The 17,422-nt window shown below is 65.2% G+C and carries 12 protein-coding genes; 2 read left to right on the forward strand and 10 right to left on the reverse strand.

Annotated features, from left to right (window positions below; genetic code table 11):
- Nucleotide 1: 1 nt before the first annotated feature.
- Complete coding sequence (locus NWE53_RS15665; protein ID WP_265050307.1) at nt 2-1,150, forward strand: acyl-CoA dehydrogenase family protein; 1,149 nt, start codon at nt 2-4, stop codon at nt 1,148-1,150.
- 136 nt (nt 1,151-1,286) lie between these two features.
- Entirely contained in the window at nt 1,287-2,342 is a 1,056-nt protein-coding gene (locus NWE53_RS15670) for a sugar phosphate isomerase/epimerase family protein (RefSeq protein ID WP_265050308.1), read from the forward strand.
- Between the two features lie 54 nt (nt 2,343-2,396).
- Here NWE53_RS15670 and NWE53_RS15675 read toward each other — a convergent pair whose 3' ends face one another.
- The 10 genes from NWE53_RS15675 to NWE53_RS15720 form a co-directional block, all read right to left on the reverse strand.
- Nucleotides 2,397-3,248 carry an MBL fold metallo-hydrolase gene (locus NWE53_RS15675; protein ID WP_265050309.1) on the reverse strand — a complete coding sequence of 284 codons (852 nt, stop codon included), beginning with the start codon at nt 3,246-3,248 and terminating at the stop codon, nt 2,397-2,399.
- Nucleotides 3,241-5,781, reverse strand: a complete 2,541-nt coding sequence (locus tag NWE53_RS15680) for a cyclic nucleotide-binding domain-containing protein (protein ID WP_442865037.1) — start codon at nt 5,779-5,781, stop codon at nt 3,241-3,243. Before NWE53_RS15680 ends, NWE53_RS15675 begins: the two co-directional genes overlap by 8 nt.
- Before the next feature lie 971 nt (nt 5,782-6,752).
- Entirely contained in the window at nt 6,753-7,349 is a 597-nt protein-coding gene (locus tag NWE53_RS15685) for an alkylhydroperoxidase domain protein (RefSeq protein WP_265050311.1), read from the reverse strand.
- A gap of 24 nt (nt 7,350-7,373) precedes the next feature.
- Nucleotides 7,374-7,973, reverse strand: a complete 600-nt coding sequence (locus NWE53_RS15690) for a CMD domain protein (protein WP_265050312.1) — start codon at nt 7,971-7,973, stop codon at nt 7,374-7,376.
- A gap of 10 nt (nt 7,974-7,983) precedes the next feature.
- Nucleotides 7,984-9,048: a putative FMN-dependent luciferase-like monooxygenase gene (locus tag NWE53_RS15695; protein ID WP_265050313.1), complete on the reverse strand. Its 1,065-nt coding sequence runs from the start codon at nt 9,046-9,048 to the stop codon at nt 7,984-7,986.
- Nucleotides 9,045-9,785 (reverse strand): ABC transporter ATP-binding protein, encoded by a 741-nt coding sequence (locus NWE53_RS15700; RefSeq protein WP_265050314.1) that lies wholly within the window; start codon nt 9,783-9,785, stop codon nt 9,045-9,047. The genes NWE53_RS15695 and NWE53_RS15700 overlap by 4 nt, the downstream gene beginning before the upstream one ends.
- A 10-nt stretch (nt 9,786-9,795) precedes the next feature.
- Nucleotides 9,796-10,671 (reverse strand): ABC transporter ATP-binding protein, encoded by an 876-nt coding sequence (locus NWE53_RS15705; protein WP_265054925.1) that lies wholly within the window; start codon nt 10,669-10,671, stop codon nt 9,796-9,798.
- A 43-nt stretch (nt 10,672-10,714) separates the two neighbouring features.
- Nucleotides 10,715-12,538, reverse strand: a complete 1,824-nt coding sequence (locus NWE53_RS15710) for an ABC transporter permease (RefSeq protein ID WP_265050315.1) — start codon at nt 12,536-12,538, stop codon at nt 10,715-10,717.
- A 170-nt stretch (nt 12,539-12,708) separates the two neighbouring features.
- On the reverse strand, nt 12,709-13,863 hold the full coding sequence (locus NWE53_RS15715) for an ABC transporter substrate-binding protein (RefSeq protein WP_265050316.1): 1,155 nt from the start codon (nt 13,861-13,863) through the stop codon (nt 12,709-12,711).
- Between the two features lie 338 nt (nt 13,864-14,201).
- Nucleotides 14,202-17,381: an efflux RND transporter permease subunit gene (locus NWE53_RS15720; RefSeq protein ID WP_265050317.1), complete on the reverse strand. Its 3,180-nt coding sequence runs from the start codon at nt 17,379-17,381 to the stop codon at nt 14,202-14,204.
- Nucleotides 17,382-17,422 lie beyond the last annotated feature (41 nt).

A 17,422-nucleotide genomic window follows, 5' to 3' on the forward strand; every position in this document is an offset into this window, starting at 1 on the left:
CATGCATGCCCCCCTGCTCGACATCGAGATCTACGACCAGATCCGCGAGACCGCCCGGCGCTTTGCCGAAGAGGTCGTCAAACCCGTCGCCGCCGATCTCGACCGCGACGAGACCTTTCCCGCTGAGATCTACGCCCGAATGGGCGAGCTCGGCCTGTTCGGCATCACCGTGCCGGAGGAGTATGGCGGCGCCGGGCTCGACACCTTCGCCTATGCGATCGTGATGGAGGAATTGTCGCGCGGCTATGCCTCGATCGCCGATCAATGCGGCGTCGTCGAATTGATCGGCACGCTGCTCACCCGCTACGGCACGCCCGAACAGCTCAGGCGCCTGCCTGACATCATCGCCGCCAGGACCCGCATCGCCTATTGCCTGACCGAGGCCGAGGCCGGCTCCGACCTATCCAACGTCCGCACCACCGCGCGCGAGACGGCGGATGGCTACGTCATCGACGGCAGCAAGCTCTGGATCCACAACGCGCCGGTCGCCGATCTCGGCTTCGTGCTGGCCTCGACCGACCCCACCGCCGGCCATCGCGGCATGAGCATCTTCCTGGTCGACCTCCATGCGCCCGGCGTCTCGCGCGGGCCGAAGGAGCACAAGATGGGCCAGCGCGCCAGCCAGGTCGGCGGGCTCAATTTCGACGGCGTCACCGTCCCGCGCGAGGCCATGCTCGGCCCTAAGGGGCGCGGCTTCCACATCATGATGAGCGTATTGGAGAAGGGCCGCGTGGGCATCGCCGCGCTCGCCACCGGCATCGCGCAGGCCGGGCTCAAGGCCGCCCTCGGCTATGCCCGCGACCGGCGCCAGTTCGGCAAGCCGATCCTCGACAATCAGGGCCTGCAATGGATGCTGGCGGATATGGCCAAGGACATCGCCGCCGCCCGCGCCTTGACCGAGCGCGCCGCGCTCCTGATCGATCACGGCAAACCCGCGACCTCCGCCTCCTCGATGGCGAAATGCTTCGCCAGCGACATGGCGGTGGCGCAGACCGCCAACGCCGTCCAGATCTTCGGCGGCTCCGGCTATATCCGCGGTTTCGAGGTGGAGCGGCTCTACCGCGACGCCAAGATCACCCAGATCTACGAGGGCACCAACCAGATTCAGCGCACCATCATCGCGAAGGAACTGATCAAGGCCGCGCAATAGCGCGGAGGCCTGCCCGCGCCCCTCCCTTGCCGCCTCGGCGCGTGGCGCTCGACATTCGCCGCCAATCGCGGTCCGCTACCGAAAAGCGAATCCCGTTGCAGCGGGATTCGCCGAGATCATTCGGGAGGATCAGGGGATGAAGACGATCAAGGGACCGGCGATCTTCCTCGCCCAGTTCGCCGGCGACGCAGCGCCGTTCGACAGCCTGGCGAGTATCGCCCGCTGGGCCGCGGGGCATGGCTACAAGGGAGTCCAGATTCCGAGCTGGGATGCACGGCTGTTCGACCTCGCGCGCGCGGCCGAGAGCAAGACCTATTGCGATGAGGTGCAAGGCATTCTCAGCGAGGCCGGCGTCGCGCTGACCGAACTCTCCACCCATCTCCAGGGCCAGCTCGTCGCGGTCCATCCGGCCTACGATCTCGCCTTCGACGGCTTCGCCGCCCCGCAGGTGCGCGGCAATCCGAAGGCCCGGCAGGAATGGGCGGCGCAGCAATTGCGGCTGGCCGCAAAGGCCTCCCGGAAACTCGGGCTTTCAGCCCATGCGACATTCTCCGGCGCGCTGGCCTGGCCCTTCATCTACCCCTGGCCGCAGCGGCCGGCCGGGCTTGTCGAGACTGCTTTCGAAGAGCTGGGCAAACGCTGGCGCCCGATCCTCGATGCTTTCGACGAGGCCGGCGTCGACCTCTGCTACGAGCTGCATCCGGGCGAGGATTTGCACGACGGCATCACCTTCGAGATGTTCCTGGAGCAGGTCGGCAACCATCCGCGCTGCAACATCCTCTACGACCCCAGCCATTTCCTGCTGCAGCAGCTCGACTACCTGTCCTTCATCGACATCTATCACCAGCGCATTCGCATCTTCCATGTGAAGGACGCCGAGTTCAATCCGAGCGGCCGGCAGGGCGTCTATTCCGGCTTTCAGCCTTGGGCGCAGCGTGCCGGGCGGTTCCGTTCCCTCGGCGACGGCCAGATCGATTTCGGGGCGATCTTCTCGAAGCTGACACAGCATGATTTCGACGGCTGGGCCGTGCTCGAATGGGAATGCTGCATCAAGGATTCCGAGCAGGGAGCAGCGGAAGGAGCGCCCTTCATTGCCAGCCACCTGATCAATGTCGCCGCGCGGGCCTTCGATGATTTCGCCGCCAGCGGCATCGACCTTGCCGCCAATCGTGCGCTGCTGGGGATAGGCTGACGACGTTCGGGAAACGCGGCCTCGCGCAGGCCGCGCCTTGAGCATGCGGAAACGTCAGGCTGTCAGCACGACGACGTCGTCCTGCCGGGCAAAGAAACTGTCCGGATGGCAGCGCCGCAGATTGGCCTCGCGCAGCTCGAGCTCCGGATCGGGCAGGTCCGGCGAATGATGCACGCAGGCAAGGCGCTTCGCGCCGGCGCACGCCAGCAGACGCAGCCCCGCTTGCCAGGTCGAGTGTCCCCAGCCGCGGTGAGGTTCGTAGTCGATCGCTTCGTCCCACATCGCGTCGTAGACGATGAGGTCGGCACCGCGGCAGAAGGCGATGAGATCGGGTTCCGGATCGCCGGCTGCATGCTCGTGGTCGGTCAGGATCACCAGCGTCCGGCCGCCATCGCGAAACCGGAAGCCAGCTGCGCAGGGATCATGCCGCAGCGCGATCGTCGCGATTTCAAGTCCCGAAAAGCCGAGTTCGTCACCCGGCGCAAAGCACGAGAAGCGAGGCTTGCCGGGAGCCTGCGTCAAGCCGACGGGGAAGAACGGCTCGGCAAACAGCGTCGATAGCTGCGCACCGGGATCGGCTGCCATGCAAGCCGGCACATGCATCGCGATCTCGCCCCGCATGCGCCAGAGCGGCGCGAACGCAGCCAGACCTATGACGTGGTCGAGATGCAAATGGCTGAGAAGAAGCGTCGCATCGCCCTCCTCAATGGCGGCCATGGCCTGCCCGAGCCGGCGCAATCCGGAACCAGCATCGACGATGATCCGGCTCCCGGCGATTTTGATCTCGAAGCACGTCGTATCGCCGCCGAAGCGCTCATAACAGCGGCCGGAGACCGGCATCGATCCGCGCGTACCCCAGAAGCGGATGCCGAAGCCGCAGTCGAGCAGCCCCACTGTTTCAGTCACGTTCCGAACCATCGGGGTCGCGCCTGGAGACGATCGCGACGTTGTCCTGGAGCCGTTTGACCATCAACCGCATGACGGACAACGTCATGTCCGGGAATTCTTCCAGCAAAGCGACGAACACCTCTTTGCGAAGCTTCAATGCCGTCAGCTCGCTGGTAGCACGGATGGTCGCCGATCGCACCTCGCCGGTGACGACGCCCATTTCGCCGACGATCGCAGGTGCTTCGATATGGGAGACGCGAACCGGCTTTTCCGGAGGCCCGATCAGGACGTCCGCTGTGCCGGCTATCACGACATAGGCCGAGTTGGATTCGGCGCCCTGCTCGAACAGCGGATCGCCCGCGGCGAAAACGGTTCGCTCGCTGGTGAAGGCCAGCAGCTTGATGCGCGCGAGATCGAGATTGGCGAAGATCGGGACGGCTCTCAACGCGCGGACATCATCGCGCTCGCCGCTCTCGCCTTCGGCCGGGAGCGCGGCGGCTGCAGGTTGCGTGCCGGGAACCGGGCGCAATCTGGCGCCGTCGAAGACCACGGAAATGTCCATCGGCACCTCGCCATCATACTCGCGTGCGACGACGATCAGGGTGCGGCCCTTCATGGCCTCGCGAAGGCGTCTCAGGATGGCTTTGCCCTCGGTCGGGCTCAAGCTGCTCAAGGCGTTGTCCAGGATCAGCAGTGATGGGCGTTTGATCAGGCAGCGCGCCAGCGCGACCTGGGTCTTGACCGCCGGAAAAAGCAGACGGCCAGCATAGCCCGCGGGCTGCGCCAGACCGATCCGATACACCTCGCGATCCAGTCCGAGATCGGCCAGGGCATCGCGAATGGCCTCGTCGACGCGCTCGCGCGTGCCGGCGCTGGCCTGGGTGACGCGGCCGAAGATAAGGTTCTCCCGGATCGATACGGCTCCCCATTCATTGGAGTCGTAGAAGTCGATGATCCCTGCACCGTCCTGCGAAATGCGTGCGCGGAAGGCCTGACGCGCCAGCAGGATGCGTCCCTCCATCTCCTCGTCGAGAAGACCCAGCCGGTGTTCCGGCTCGACATAGAGCAACGACAACCCCACGAAGCTGGCCCGGTCGGCTTCGCCCATCTGTCCGGCATCCGCCCGCGCAAGACGCTCGCGATAGGCGGGGAACTCCTCGGCCGCGATGAAGGAAAAGCTTTCGAACAGGAGGTGATCAGGCGTCAGATCCGAGAAGATTTCGAGCATGGTCGCGGCGATGCGCTGGCCGATCATCGTCAGATCGTCGGTCAACGCGAGCGCCTCGAGCACGTCCCGGGCGAGATCGTATTCAGCCAGCTTCGCCCCGCTGATCGCCGTCTTGTTCGGAACGCCGAAGAGGATGTTCTCTCCGATCGTGGCCGTGCGGATGTACCGAGCCGGATCATAGGGCTCGACGGCATCCCCAGCGCCTCGGGCGGCCAAAGCCCCGCGGATATGCGCCCTGATCGCCGGCAAACTGGCAATCAGTGAAGTGACTTCATCAGCCACGGACTTGCTCGCAAGGCCATGGCGGAACACGGCGTCGGAAAGGCCGACGATGCGCAATACCGCGGCCAGGTGCGTCTCCAAGGCCTCTTCGTCGGTCGGCGTCGAAGCCGCGCCACCGCTCATCCGGTCGACATCGGGGTCGGCCTGAGAGCCCGGGCCGCGCAGGCCGTAGACGATGTTGTCGCGCAGCGTTCCGTCGAAGATCGCTGCCTCGGCGCCCGCATAGGCGATGCAGCGACCGCGTGCCTCTTGCGAGATCGCGTCTATCGAGGCATCGCCGATCTTGAGCGACCCATCGCTCGGAGTGAGCCGTCCGCCGAGAATACGGGCAAGGCAACCGGCACCTTCGCCCGTTCCCGACAGCATGATGTGTTGCTTCAGCGGCAAAGCGAGGGAGATCCGGTCGAGCATGCGATCTCCCGTCGCGCTGATGGCCGTGAGCCCTTGCGCAGCGATCATGCCCGTTTCCGGAAGCTGGTCGAAGACGGGCTCTGCCGCCTGAATTCCAGCCTGAACCGAGGGAGTGGCGAGAGCGAACTGTTCCGTGACCTGTTGAAACTTGGCTTCGGCATCCAGCCTCTGCTGGTCCCAGTCGATGAGATCCTTCACGGGCGGTGGCAGATCACGATAGGCGGCGATCACCGCCACGAGTTGGCCGATCCCGAGACTTCCGGTCAGGGCCGCGTAGCCGCCGATCGTGTAGAACAGGAACGGTGTTATCTGAGCCATGAGGTTGTTGAGGGCCTTGACCGCGAATTTCCGCCCGTAAAGCCGGTAGCGAATACCGAACAGAGCTTCGAGCCTTTGTGCGACCAGCCCGCGTTCCAGCGCGGCGGTGCCATGGTTCGAAACCTCGTCCAGAGTCTCGACCACCTCGCCGATCTTCCCGGCCAGGGCGCGGGAGGCGATCTGGCGCTGCTTGCCGAGCCGGATCTGCTCTCGCCGCAATCGCGGAATGACCAGCATCTGCGATGAAATCATCAAGATGGCGACAATGCCGAGCAGCGTATTCTGCACCAGGATGAAGACGAGCGCGGTCATCGCCTGCCCGCCCAGGAAGACGGGCTGGACGAAGGCGTCGCCGACGAAACCGCCGATCGGTTCGACTTCGTCCTTGATGATGGAGGCCGCCTCGGCCGGCTTCAAACGCTGCCGTTGTTCCGGCGTCGACGAAAGCAGGGATGAGAACAGGCCGAAACGCAGGCGCTGCAACAGCCTTTCGCCAAGCGCCCCTTTCCTCATATTGATGACGTATTTGAAATACCCATTGATGAATATCAAAACGAGAAACGCAAAAGATAATATAAAGAGATACGATATGCGACTTACTGCGATTCCGTTGGATTTTATCTCGAAGCCAAAAGCGTTAATTCCGGAATTGAACGGCAGGATATTTACATATCCGCCTCCGTTCGGAAAATCCTTCCCCTGCAAAGCACCTGAGATAATATATTTAGGCAATTCGAGGGAGAGATAATAAAATGGAAGAGATATGACGACGATCGCAATAATACCTATCTGTTGCCGATAGCTGTTGCGCCAGACATAGGCAAACAGGCGGCTCGGGGCAGGCATTATGTGGATCGAGCCAAGCTGTGTGCCAATTTCGAAGCCCCTCACCACGGCGACTATCGCGTATTCTGGATGAAGGCAGGAATTCGGTCCCGCGCGCTATGCCAGCGGTCGCTATGAGCCGGAACGTTCCTGAGACCGAAGGATCGCAAGGCTATGCAAGGCGGCTTCAGGCCAACGAATACTTTCGAAGATACAGTATCCCGATAGCGATCTATACCCTAAAGTAAGGCACGAATATTTCAAGCCATATCGCGCCGCCCGCGACGCCGCCTTGCGGCCGAAACGCCGATCGCTTCAGGCCCGGGCTTCCACGCGCCCGGCGAAGCGCGTCGGTCTCGAAACCGATCGCGCACCGTTGACGAAGAACGGATCGGGCGCGGGGGCTTTCCCTCCCCGACGCCCGTGATGTCGCAGCCGGCAGCCAAAGCCGACGCGGTCTAGATTCTCGGTTCGCCGAGCGACAGCATCAGCCGGTTGGCCCAATTGAAGAACGCGGCCGAATGGATCAGATCGGCGATCGCGAGATCATCGAGGCCGAGATCGCGCAGCTTGCGCACATGCTCGGGGCCGAACGCGACCGGAGTTGCCGTCAGCGCCACGGACGCCTCGATCACCGCATTCCAGAGCGGATCGATGTCGGCGCCGACGCCTTCGTCGAGCAGGCGCTGAACCTCGTCCCGGCGCTTCGAATAGGTGCTCGCGAAGCGCGCATGGACCGAAGCGCAGTAGATGCAGCCATTGCTGCGCGAAACTGCCGCTGCCGCCAGCTCCCGCTCGGCGCGCGGCAGCCCGGCGCGGGTGTTGTAGAAGATGTCCTTGTCCGCCAGCGTGCGGAACCGCAGGATATCGGGATCATGCGCGAGCAGCCTGAAATAGGCGCTCTTGGCGCGGGCGATATCGACCAGCCCTTCCTTCTGGCGATCGGTCAGCGCCTCTTCCGGAACGGGATCGAGCCATGCTTCCCAGCCCAGCTCGGCCTGGGTGAAGGCGTTCGGTGCGGCGGCGATCGGGCGTTCGAGTGTGGTGTCGGTCATAGCGTCACTCCGTCGGGGCGGAATTCAAAGGCCGAGCACGCGCAGGCCATGCGCGGCGCGGATCTGGAAGGAGAGGAAGGCGACGATCTGCGAGAGCGTCACGATAGCCGATGTGCTCCAGCCGGCAGCCTGCAAAGCGTCGAAATCCGAGGCCTTGGCGTCGCGTGGATGAAAGACCAGAGCATGCGTATGCTCCAGAGCCGCAGAGAGAAGATCGCCCAGCTCCGCGCGGTCGGCGGCTGCTATGGCGAGAACCGGCCCGGCGGTGTCCTCCTGCGACAACGGGCCAGGTGGATATGCGCCGTACGGCCCACGCGTCGCGGCACGCTCGGCTTGCGCCCGGATGAGCGACGCGAGCGCTGACCCTCCGGCTTGCTGCCCGAGCAGCTCAAGATAGTGTTTCGAGGCCGCATCGTCGCCGTGAAGCAGCGCGACGAAGCTCGCCACCGCAAAACGTTCGCCAGGCGCCGCGCCGGTCTCGTCCTTGGCCTCGAACAGTGCCTCATAACTCGCCTGTGCGTTGCCACGGGTCTCGGGGCGCTCGCGTCGCAGGGCATCGAGCGGCGAGCCCCCGGCGATACCGGCAAGGCGGTCGAGGACGTCGATTGTCTGCTGGTTACTCATGGCGGGTTCCTCATGCCTGGACGGTGTTCGCGCCCGCCGGCTGGCGGGGCAGTTCGCGCTGTTCTGCGAGCGGGTCGCGCCCGCGCCAGCCGAGAGCCGGCGCAACCTCCTGCGCGGTCAGCTCGATCGAGCGCAGGGTCAGCGAATGCGGCGGGTCGACCGAATGGACCTGAAAGACGATATCCGTGACGCGCGGCAACACCGTGTCGGCAGCAAGCGAAGCAACCACATCCTCGGGCGTGCCGACATGGGTGTCCAGGGTCTTGATCAGCCCTGGCAGGCTGCGGTCAGCGATCTGGTGGCCGCTGGCAATGAAGCGATCGAGCACGCGGTTGAGGCCATGCTCGGCATGTCTCAACGCTTCCTGCCGGCTGTCGGCGACGAAGAGTGAGCGTGAGGCCATGATACGCGGCGCAGCGCCTCTCGGCAGGTTGGCGAGATAGGCGTCGACGATCGGGTGCTGGATTTCGGGCAGCGTCGCCTGCGGATTGCCGGGGCTGCGCGGCTGCGTCCGGGAGAGCATGAGCCCCGCCCCGGCCTTGCCGATGCGCTCAGCGCCCACAGCGGAAAAGGTCGCGTGCCAGACCCTGTCGGCCAGCGTTCCGGCCTCGGGGTAGAGCCTGTTCCTGTCATGGCCGAGCGCCGCGCCGCCCCAGGCTTCCAGCAGACTTTCGAGCTTGTCCGCGAAGATCGCGGTGCGCTGTTCCTTGTCGAGCCCGAAGGCGAGGAAGGTTTCTGGCGTCGCGCCGGTGCCGAGACCGACTTCGAGGCGACCTCCCGAGAGCAGGTCGACGACCACCGTATCCTCGGCCGTGCGGACAGGGTCCTCCATCGGCAGGATGATGATGCCGGTGCCGAGCCTGATCGTGCTGGTCCTGGCCGCGACATAGGCCAGGAACGGCAGGGGCGAAGGCAGCCCGCCCTCGTCGCGGTGGAAATGATGCTGCGCGACCCAGGCGCTGTCGAAGCCGTGCCGCTCTGCATGAACGATCTGCTCGGTTGCGAGCCGGTAGCGCTCGCGGGCCGGCGCATCGTCGAGAAGACGGGTGAAGAAACCCAGGCGTTTCACGCTCATGCCGCCTCCGCGCCGCCGAGATAGGCGTCCCTGATGCGGCTATCGACCAGCAGATCGGCAGCCTTGCCTTCGAGCACGATGCGGCCGGTCTGCAGGACATAGCCGCGATGGGCGATCTGAAGGGCCAGGCTCGCATTCTGCTCGACCATGAAGATGGCGACACCCTGACCATTGATATCGCGGATCAGCTCCAGCACCCGGTCGACCCAGAGCGGCGAGAGGCCCATCGTCGGCTCGTCCATGATGACGATGCGCGGCCGGCCCATCAATGCGCGCGCCATCGCCACCATCTGCTGCTCGCCGCCCGAAAGCGTACCCGCCTGCTGGCTCAGGCGCTGCGCCACACGGGGGAACAATGTCAGAATGCGTTCGAGATCTGCCGCGATGCCGGCCTTGTCGTCGCGCACGAAAGCCCCCATCAGTAGATTCTCGCGCACGCTCATCGCGCCGAACAGGCGGCGCGCCTCCGGCACGGTGCCGACCCCGAGACGCACGATCTGCGGCGTCTTGAGCTTCAGCGTCGAGATGCCGTCGACCAGAACGTCACCCGCTGCCGGCTTCACCAGCCCGAGGATGAGCTTCATCGTCGTCGATTTGCCGCTGGCATTGCCGCCGAGCAGGCTGACGATCTCGCCCTGACCGACATGCAGCGACAGGCCGAAATGGGCCTGCACGGGGCCGTAGAAGGTATCGACGTCCTTCAGCGCGAGAATGGGGTGGGTCTGGCTCTGGGTCATGGCAATCCCTTCATGCGGAAAGGGAAAGCGGCTGCGCCTCAGCCGCCGTTGGCTCGGCCGCCGAGTTTGTGGTCCCGACGCTGCCATGGCCGAGATAGGCCTCGATCACCTTCAGATCGCTGCGCACCGCGAGCGGTTCGCCTTCGGCGATCTTCTTGCCGTCGTCGAGCACGACGACACGGTCGGAGAGGCGCATCACCATGTCCAGCTTGTGCTCGATCAGCAGGATGGTCTGCCCGCGCGCCTTGAGATCGGCGATGATCTCGAGCATCTCCGCCGTCTCGGTCTGGTTCATGCCGGCGGTCGGCTCGTCGAGTAGCAGAAGCTTCGGCCTCGCGGCGAGCGCACGCGCGATCTCGACGCGGCGCCGGTTGGCGTAGGAGAGGCTGTAGGCCGGCTGGTCGATGCGCGGCAGCAGCCGGTCGCCGAAGATCGCCAGGATCTCGCGGACCTCCTCGCGCAGCGCCGCTTCCTCCGCCTTGACCGAAGGCGGGCGGATCAGCGCCAAAGCGAGTTCCGCCAGCGGGCCGATCACCGGCCAGGCGGGGCGGACGGCCTTGAGGCGGCGATGGGCGCCGACCAGCACGTTGTCGGCGACACTCAGATTGGCGAAGACGCGGCCATGCTGGAAGGTCCGGGCAAGCCCGGCGGCCGCCAACGCCTCCGGCGGCTTGCCGGTGATGTCGACGCCATCGAAGCGGATCGAACCCTCGTCGGGCCGATCGAGGCCGCTGATCAGGTTGAAGGCGGTCGTCTTGCCCGCGCCGTTCGGGCCGATGACGCTGACGAGTTCTCCCTGTGCAATCGACAGATCGACACCCGCTACTGCAGTGAGTCCGCCGAAGCGGCGCACCAGCCCGCGCGCCTCCAGCAGCGGAAGGGGGATGGCCGTGTCGGGCAAGGGGAAGGAGACGGTCACGGGCATCTCCTCAGACGGTTCCGAGCAGGCCCTGCGGCCGGAAGCGGACCAGCAGCAGCAGCGCGATGCCGTAGAGCAGGATGCGGTATTCCGCCGCGACGCGGAACACCTCCGGCAGGCCAATTAACGCGAGCGAGCCGAGGATGGCGCCGCCGACATTGCCCATGCCGCCGAGGATCGCGATCGTCAGCGCCAGCACCGAGATCTGCGTGTTGAAGGTCTCGTGGTTGATGAAGGAGTACATATGAGCGGTGAAGGCGCCGCTGATGCCGGCGAAGAAGCCGCCGAAGGCGAAAGCCAGGCCCTTGTAGCGGTTGAGCCCGATGCCGAAGGAGCGCGCCGCCACGTCGTCGTCGCGCACGGCCCTGAGCGTGCGACCGAGATGCGAGCCGAGCAGCCTGACCTGCAGCAGCGCCAGCGAAGCCATCAGCGCGAAGGCGAACCAGTAGATCGCGTTGGTGTCGTATAGCTCGAAACCAAAGAGCGAGAGCGGCGGAATGCCCGCGACCCCGATCGGCCCGTGCGTCACGCTCTCCCAGTTCAGGATGACGAGCGCGACGATCTCGCCGATGCCGAGCGTGGCGATCGAGACGTAATGGCCGCGCAGCCGGAAGGCCGGGGAGACCAGCAAGGTGCCGAGCCCCGCCGCAGCCACACCACCCAGAAGCAGCGTCAGCCAGACCGGCCAGCCGAAATCCGAGGCGAGCAGCGCCGAAGTATAGCCGCCGATCGCCAGCAGGGCCGCGTGGCCGAGCGAGACCTGGCCGCTGGTGCCGGCGACGAGCGTCAGGCTCAGGCCCAGCAAGGCATAGAGCCATGCATTGGTCAGCGTCTGGATCAGGTAGCCATTGTCGATCAGCAGGGGCAGAGCGATGAAGAAGGCGGTCGCCGCCGCCAGCAGCGGCACGGGCAGCCGCACCGGCCTACTCGGCGCGACGAAGGTGCCGGTCATCGGCTCAGGTGGGAGCTGGCGGCGACTGGCGAAGAGCCCGTTGGGCCGCAGCACGAGGATCACGATCAGCAGGATGAAAGCGAAGAGATTGCGATAGCTCGTGCCGAGCAGCGCGACGCCATAGCTCTCGATCACGCCGAGCAGCAGCGAGCCGACGATCGCGCCCGGTACGTTGCCGACGCCGCCGACCACCTCGGCCACGATGCCCTTCAGCGTCGCCTCGAAACCCATCGTCGGAGTGATCACATTGTAATACATGCCGACCAGCACGCCGCCGACCCCGCCGAGCGCCGAGGCGATGGCGAAGACGATCATGTTGACCTTGTCGACATCGACACCCATGGCGCGGGCTGCGTCGCGGTCGAGCGCGGTGGCGCGCACTGCCCAGCCCCATTTCGACAGCTTGAGGAAGGCGAAAAGCGCGCTGGCGGCCGTGATGCCGATGCCGCCGATCAGCAGATCGAGCACCCCGATCGAACCGCCGCCGATCGTGATGCGCCAGTTCGGCAGCTGCATCGGCACCGAGCGGGGATCGGGGCTGAACAGGATCTGCACGGTCTGATCGAGCACGAAGCTCAATCCGATCGTCGCGAGCAGTGGCGCGATACGGGGCGCATCGGCCAGCGGCCGGATGCCGAACCTTTCGATCAGGATGCCGAGCCCCGCCGTGAAGGCGACCACGACGAAAAGCGTGACCGGAAAGGGCGTCTGCAGAACCGAGACCGCGACCCAGCCGACATAGGCGCCGACGACATAGACCGAGCCATGAGCGAAATTGATCAGCCGGCTGACACCGAAGATCAGGGCAAGCCCCACCGCCAGCAAGGCGTAGATATTGCCGATGATCAGGCCGTTGATGGTGTGGTCGAACCAGGAGGTCATCGCTGCGTCGGTTCTTGGGATCGTCCGGACGAAAAACGAGGTCATCCCGGGCTTGACCCGGGATCCATGCCGGAGTGCGCCGATCGAGGCTCAGGCATGGATCCCGGATCGGCGCCGCTGTCGCGGTTTGTCCGGGATGACCCGAGCCTCTTGCGGAAGGCGTTCGAGGCTCAGTTCGTCGCCTTGCCGTCCCAGAGCGTGAAGCGGCCGTTCTTCACGACGAGATCGGCGTTGCGGGCGCCCAGCACGCGGCGTGCCTGCGGATCGAAGCTCGCCTTGCCGTAGATCACGCTCGGCACGTCCTTGACCTTGGAGAGCGTGTCTCGGATCGTCCTGCGCTCCAGATCCGGCGCCTCGCGCAGCACCTGCCCGAACAGGATCACCGTGTCGTAGGCATAGGCGTTGAAGGCGTCCGGCTCCTTGCCGTATTTCGCCTTGAAGGCATTGACGAAGGTCTGGACCTCCGGCCGCGGGTCCTCGGGGAAGAAGCGCGCCGCGGTGAAGACGCCTTCGGACGCGTCGCCGCCGAGCTCCACGAATTTGGGAGAATAGATCGAGCTCGACGCTGCCGCCGGGATGCTCAGGCCGGTCTGCCGGGCCTGACGCACGATCAGCGCGGCGTCGGCATAGTAGGAGACGAGGAAGAGCCCGTCGGGATTGGCATCGCGTACGCGCACCAGCGTCGAGCGGAAATCCTTTTCCTCGGGCAGGTAGCCCTCGGCCGCGACAACCTCGGCCCCGAGTTGCTTGGCGGCCGCGACGAAGTGGTCCTTGCTGGTGCGGCCCCAGTCCGTGTTGAGGTGCAGCAGCGCGATCCGCTTGAAGCCCAGGCGCTTGACCGCATAGGCAGCATTGAGCGGCTGCTCGTCGGCCTGGCTGACCGAGTTGCTCCAGATGAAGTCGCCCGGCTTGGTGAAGTCCGGATGCGAGTTGGTAAAGCCGAACTGGACGAGGCCGGCGCGCTGGTAGATCGGCGAAGCGGCCATCGAGGCCGGGCTGGCGAAATCGCCGAGCTCCGCGACGATACGCTTGTCGGCGATGAACTTCTGCGCGACGGCGACGGTCTGCTTCGGGTCGCTCTGCGTGTCCTCGAAGATGTAGCGCAGCGGACGGCCCTTGATGCCGCCGCTGCCGTTGATCTGGTCGAGGGCGAGGTCGAAGCCCTGCTTCCATTGGGCGCCATATTGGGCATTGGGGCCGGTCAGCGGGCCGCTGACGCCGAGATAGATCGGTTCGCCATTGGGCTCTGCGGCTACGGCCTCGCCGATAGCCGGCAGGACAAGCGCGGCGCCTCCGGACAGCAATAGCGTACGACGGGTGATCATGACGATGTTCCGCAATAATCCGAGCTGCCGACGACAGCTGCCAATTGCGGAAAAGACTGCGCCTCGGGCCGGATACCGTCAATGAAACGTTCTTTCAAAAGAACACTGCATTGGAGACGCAATCTCTCCCGCGCGTCATCCGAAGAAAATTCCTATCGTAACTGCGGAATAATGCGTCACTTTTTGTTGAATTATTCTTCTCCTCGGAAGGAGATGGACGCCTGCGCCGGCCATTTGTCCCGTATGACAAACGATCCCTGACCTGCGGCATGCCCTCCGCCACGACGCGGAGCGATGGAGCGCCCGGGAACCGCGCGCTCCATCTGATGCGAAGTGCCTCACTCGGCCGCCTGCAAGACAGGGGCGTCGCTATCGTGCCGCGCCAGCGGGCGGTTGCCCGCCAGCTTGCGCATCAGCACGTAGAAGACCGGCGTCAGGAAGATACCGAAGGCGGTTACGCCGATCATGCCGGCAAAGACCGCGATGCCCATCGCCTGGCGCATCTCGGCGCCGGCGCCGGTCGACGTCACCAGTGGCACCACGCCCATGATGAAGGCGAGCGAGGTCATCAGGATCGGCCGCAGCCGCAGCCGGCTCGCCTCGATCGCCGCTTCGACCGGTGTCCGGCCCTCGAATTCGAGCTCCCGCGCGAATTCGACGATCAGGATCGCATTCTTGGCCGATAATCCCACCAGCACCACGAGCCCGATCTGGGTGAAGACGTTGTTGTCCCCGCCCGAGAGCCAGACACCGGTCAGCGCCGCGAGAAGGCCCATCGGGATGATGAGCAGGATCGCGATCGGAAGCGTCATGCTCTCGTACTGAGCCGCCAGCACCAGGAAGACGAGGAGGATGGCCACGGGGAAGACGATCACCGCCGAGTTGCCAGCCAGGATCTCCTGATAGGTCAGCTCGGTCCACTCGAACGCGAAGCCCTTGGGCAGGGTCTCGGCCGCGATACGCTCCACCGCTTCCTGCGCCTGCCCCGAGGAGAAGCCCGGCGCCGGGCCGGCATTGATGTCGGCGGAGAGGAAGCCGTTGTAGCGCATCGCCCGCTCCGGACCCGAATCGGCGCGCACGTTCAGGACCGCGCTGAGCGGGATCATCTCGCCCGCGTTCGAACGCACCTTCAGCTGCCCGATATTCTCCGGCTGCGCCCGGAAGGGAGCATCGGCCTGGACGCGCACCGTGTAGGTGCGGCCGAAGCGGTTGAAGTCGTTGACATAGGTCGAGCCGAGATAGGTCTGCAGCGTGTCGAACACCTCCGTCACCGGCACGCCGAGCTGGCGGGCCTTGGTGCGGTCGATATCGGCATAGAGCTGCGGCACGTTGACCTGGAAGCTCGAGAACATGCCGGCGATCTCCGGCGCCTGCGCGGCCTTGGCCATGAAGGCCTTGGTCGCCTCGTCGAGCGCGGGATAGCCGAGGCCGGCGCGATCCTCGATCTGCAGCTTGAAGCCGCCGATGGTGCCGAGACCCTGCACGGGCGGCGGCGGGAACATCGCGATGAAGGCCTCCTTGATGCCGCCGAACTCCTTGTTGAGCTGCATCGCGATGGCGTTGCCGTTGAGCGAGGGGTCCTTGCGCTGGTCGAAGGGCTTCAGGCCGACGAAGACGATGCCGGAGTTGGAGGAGTTGGTGAACCCGTTGATCGAGAGGCCGGGGAAGGAGATCGCGTTCTCGACGCCGGGATGCTTCAGCGCGATCTCGTCCATGCGGCGGATGACATCCTCCGTCCGGTCGAGGGTCGCGGCATCCGGCAACTGGGCGAAGCCGACGAGGTACTGCTTGTCCTGGCCGGGCACGAAGCCCGATGGCACCGCCTTGAACAGTACGCCGGTCAGGCCGAGCAACACGACATACACCGCGAGCATGATCGCCCGATGCGAGATCACCCGGCGCACGCCGCCGCCATAGGCCTCCGAAGAGCGGTTGAAGAAGCGGTTGAAGGCGCGGAAGAACCAGCCGAACAGCTTGTCCATGACGACAGTCAGCCCGTCCTTGGGAGCGTGGTGGCCCTTCAGCAGCAGCGCCGCGAGAGCCGGCGACAGCGTCAGCGAGTTGATCGCCGAGATCACCGTCGAAATCGCGATGGTCAGCGCGAACTGGCGGTAGAACTGCCCGGTCAAGCCGGAGATGAAGGCGAGCGGCACGAAGACGGCGACGAGCACCAGCGCGATCGCGATGATCGGGCCGGAGACCTCGCGCATCGCCTTGTAGGTCGCCTCGCGCGGGGAAAGCCCGTTCTCGATGTTGCGCTCGACATTCTCGACCACGACGATCGCATCGTCGACGACGATGCCGATGGCGAGGACGAGGCCGAACAGGCTGAGCGCATTGATCGAGAAGCCCATCACATACATCACCGCGAAGGTGCCGACGACCGAGATCGGCACGGCGACGAGCGGGATGATGGAGGCCCGCCAGGTCTGCAGGAAGACGATGACGACGAGCACGACGAGGGCGATGGCTTCCAGCAGCGTCGAGATGACCGCCTTGATCGAGGCGCGGACGAACTGGGTGGTGTCGTAGACAATCGAGTAGTCCACGCCCTCGGGCATGTTCTGCTTGATCTCGCGCATCACCTCCTGCACGCGGTCGGCGATCGCGATGGCGTTGGAGCCGGGCGCCTGGAAGACCGGCACGGCGACGGCCGACTTGCCGTTGAGCAGCGAGCGCAGCGCGTATTCGGCGGCGCCCAGTTCGATACGGGCAATGTCGCGCAACCGCACGATCGCGCCGTCAGTACCGGTCTTGACGATGATGTCGCCGAACTGCTCCTCGTTCTGGAGCCTGCCCTGGGCGTTGACCGAGAGCTGAAGATCGAGACCGGGCGCGTTGGGCGAGGAGCCGATCACGCCGGCCGCTGCCTGGACGTTCTGGGCGCGGATCTCGCGGACGACATCGCCGGGCGAGAGGCCGTGCTCGGCGACCTTCTGCGGATCGAGCCAGACGCGCATCGAATAGTCGCCCGAGCCGAAGAGCTGAACCTGGCCGACGCCGTCGATCCGCGCCAGCCGGTCCTTGACGTTCAGCACCGCGTAATTGCGCAGATAGGTCATGTCGTAGCGGCCGTTCGGCGAGGTGATGTGCACCACCATCGTCAGGTCGGGCGAGCTCTTGACCGTGGTGACACCAAGCCGGCGCACCTCCTCCGGCAGACGCGGCTCGGCCTGGCTGACGCGGTTCTGCACCAGCTGCTGCGCCTTGTCCGGGTCGGTGCCGAGCCGGAAGGTAACGTTCAGCGTCATGACGCCGTCCGTCGTCGCCTGGCTCGACATGTAGAGCATGCCTTCGACGCCGTTGATCTGCTCCTCGATGGGCGTCGCCACCGTCTCGGCGATGACGCGCGGGCTGGCGCCCGGATATTGCGCGCGCACGACCACGGTAGGCGGCACGACTTCCGGATATTCGGAGATCGGCAGAGCCCTGATCGAGAGCAGCCCGGCCAGGAAGATGAGCACGGAGAGCACCGCCGCGAAGATCGGCCGGTCGATGAAGAATTTCGAGAGATTCATGGGACGCCCCCTTGGCGAGCGGCTTGTCGTTGGATGAAAAA

The sequence above is a fragment of the Bosea sp. NBC_00550 genome (genome assembly GCF_026020075.1).
Taxonomy (GTDB): domain Bacteria; phylum Pseudomonadota; class Alphaproteobacteria; order Rhizobiales; family Beijerinckiaceae; genus Allobosea.

Bases quoted from the DNA above. Each gene is read 5' to 3' on its own strand.
- NWE53_RS15670 (WP_265050308.1), top strand. From the start codon at position 1,287: ATGAAGACGATCAAGGGACCGGCGATCTTCCTCGCCCAGTTCGCCGGC.
- NWE53_RS15680 (WP_442865037.1), bottom strand. From the start codon at position 5,781: ATGACCGCGCTCGTCTTCATCCTGGTGCAGAATACGCTGCTCGGCATT.
- NWE53_RS15685 (WP_265050311.1), bottom strand. From the start codon at position 7,349: ATGACCGACACCACACTCGAACGCCCGATCGCCGCCGCACCGAACGCC.
- NWE53_RS15665 (WP_265050307.1), top strand. From the start codon at position 2: ATGCATGCCCCCCTGCTCGACATCGAGATCTACGACCAGATCCGCGAG.
- NWE53_RS15690 (WP_265050312.1), bottom strand. From the start codon at position 7,973: ATGAGTAACCAGCAGACAATCGACGTCCTCGACCGCCTTGCCGGTATC.
- NWE53_RS15715 (WP_265050316.1), bottom strand. From the start codon at position 13,863: ATGATCACCCGTCGTACGCTATTGCTGTCCGGAGGCGCCGCGCTTGTC.
- NWE53_RS15710 (WP_265050315.1), bottom strand. From the start codon at position 12,538: ATGACCTCCTGGTTCGACCACACCATCAACGGCCTGATCATCGGCAAT.
- NWE53_RS15700 (WP_265050314.1), bottom strand. From the start codon at position 9,785: ATGACCCAGAGCCAGACCCACCCCATTCTCGCGCTGAAGGACGTCGAT.
- NWE53_RS15695 (WP_265050313.1), bottom strand. From the start codon at position 9,048: ATGAGCGTGAAACGCCTGGGTTTCTTCACCCGTCTTCTCGACGATGCG.
- NWE53_RS15720 (WP_265050317.1), bottom strand. From the start codon at position 17,381: ATGAATCTCTCGAAATTCTTCATCGACCGGCCGATCTTCGCGGCGGTG.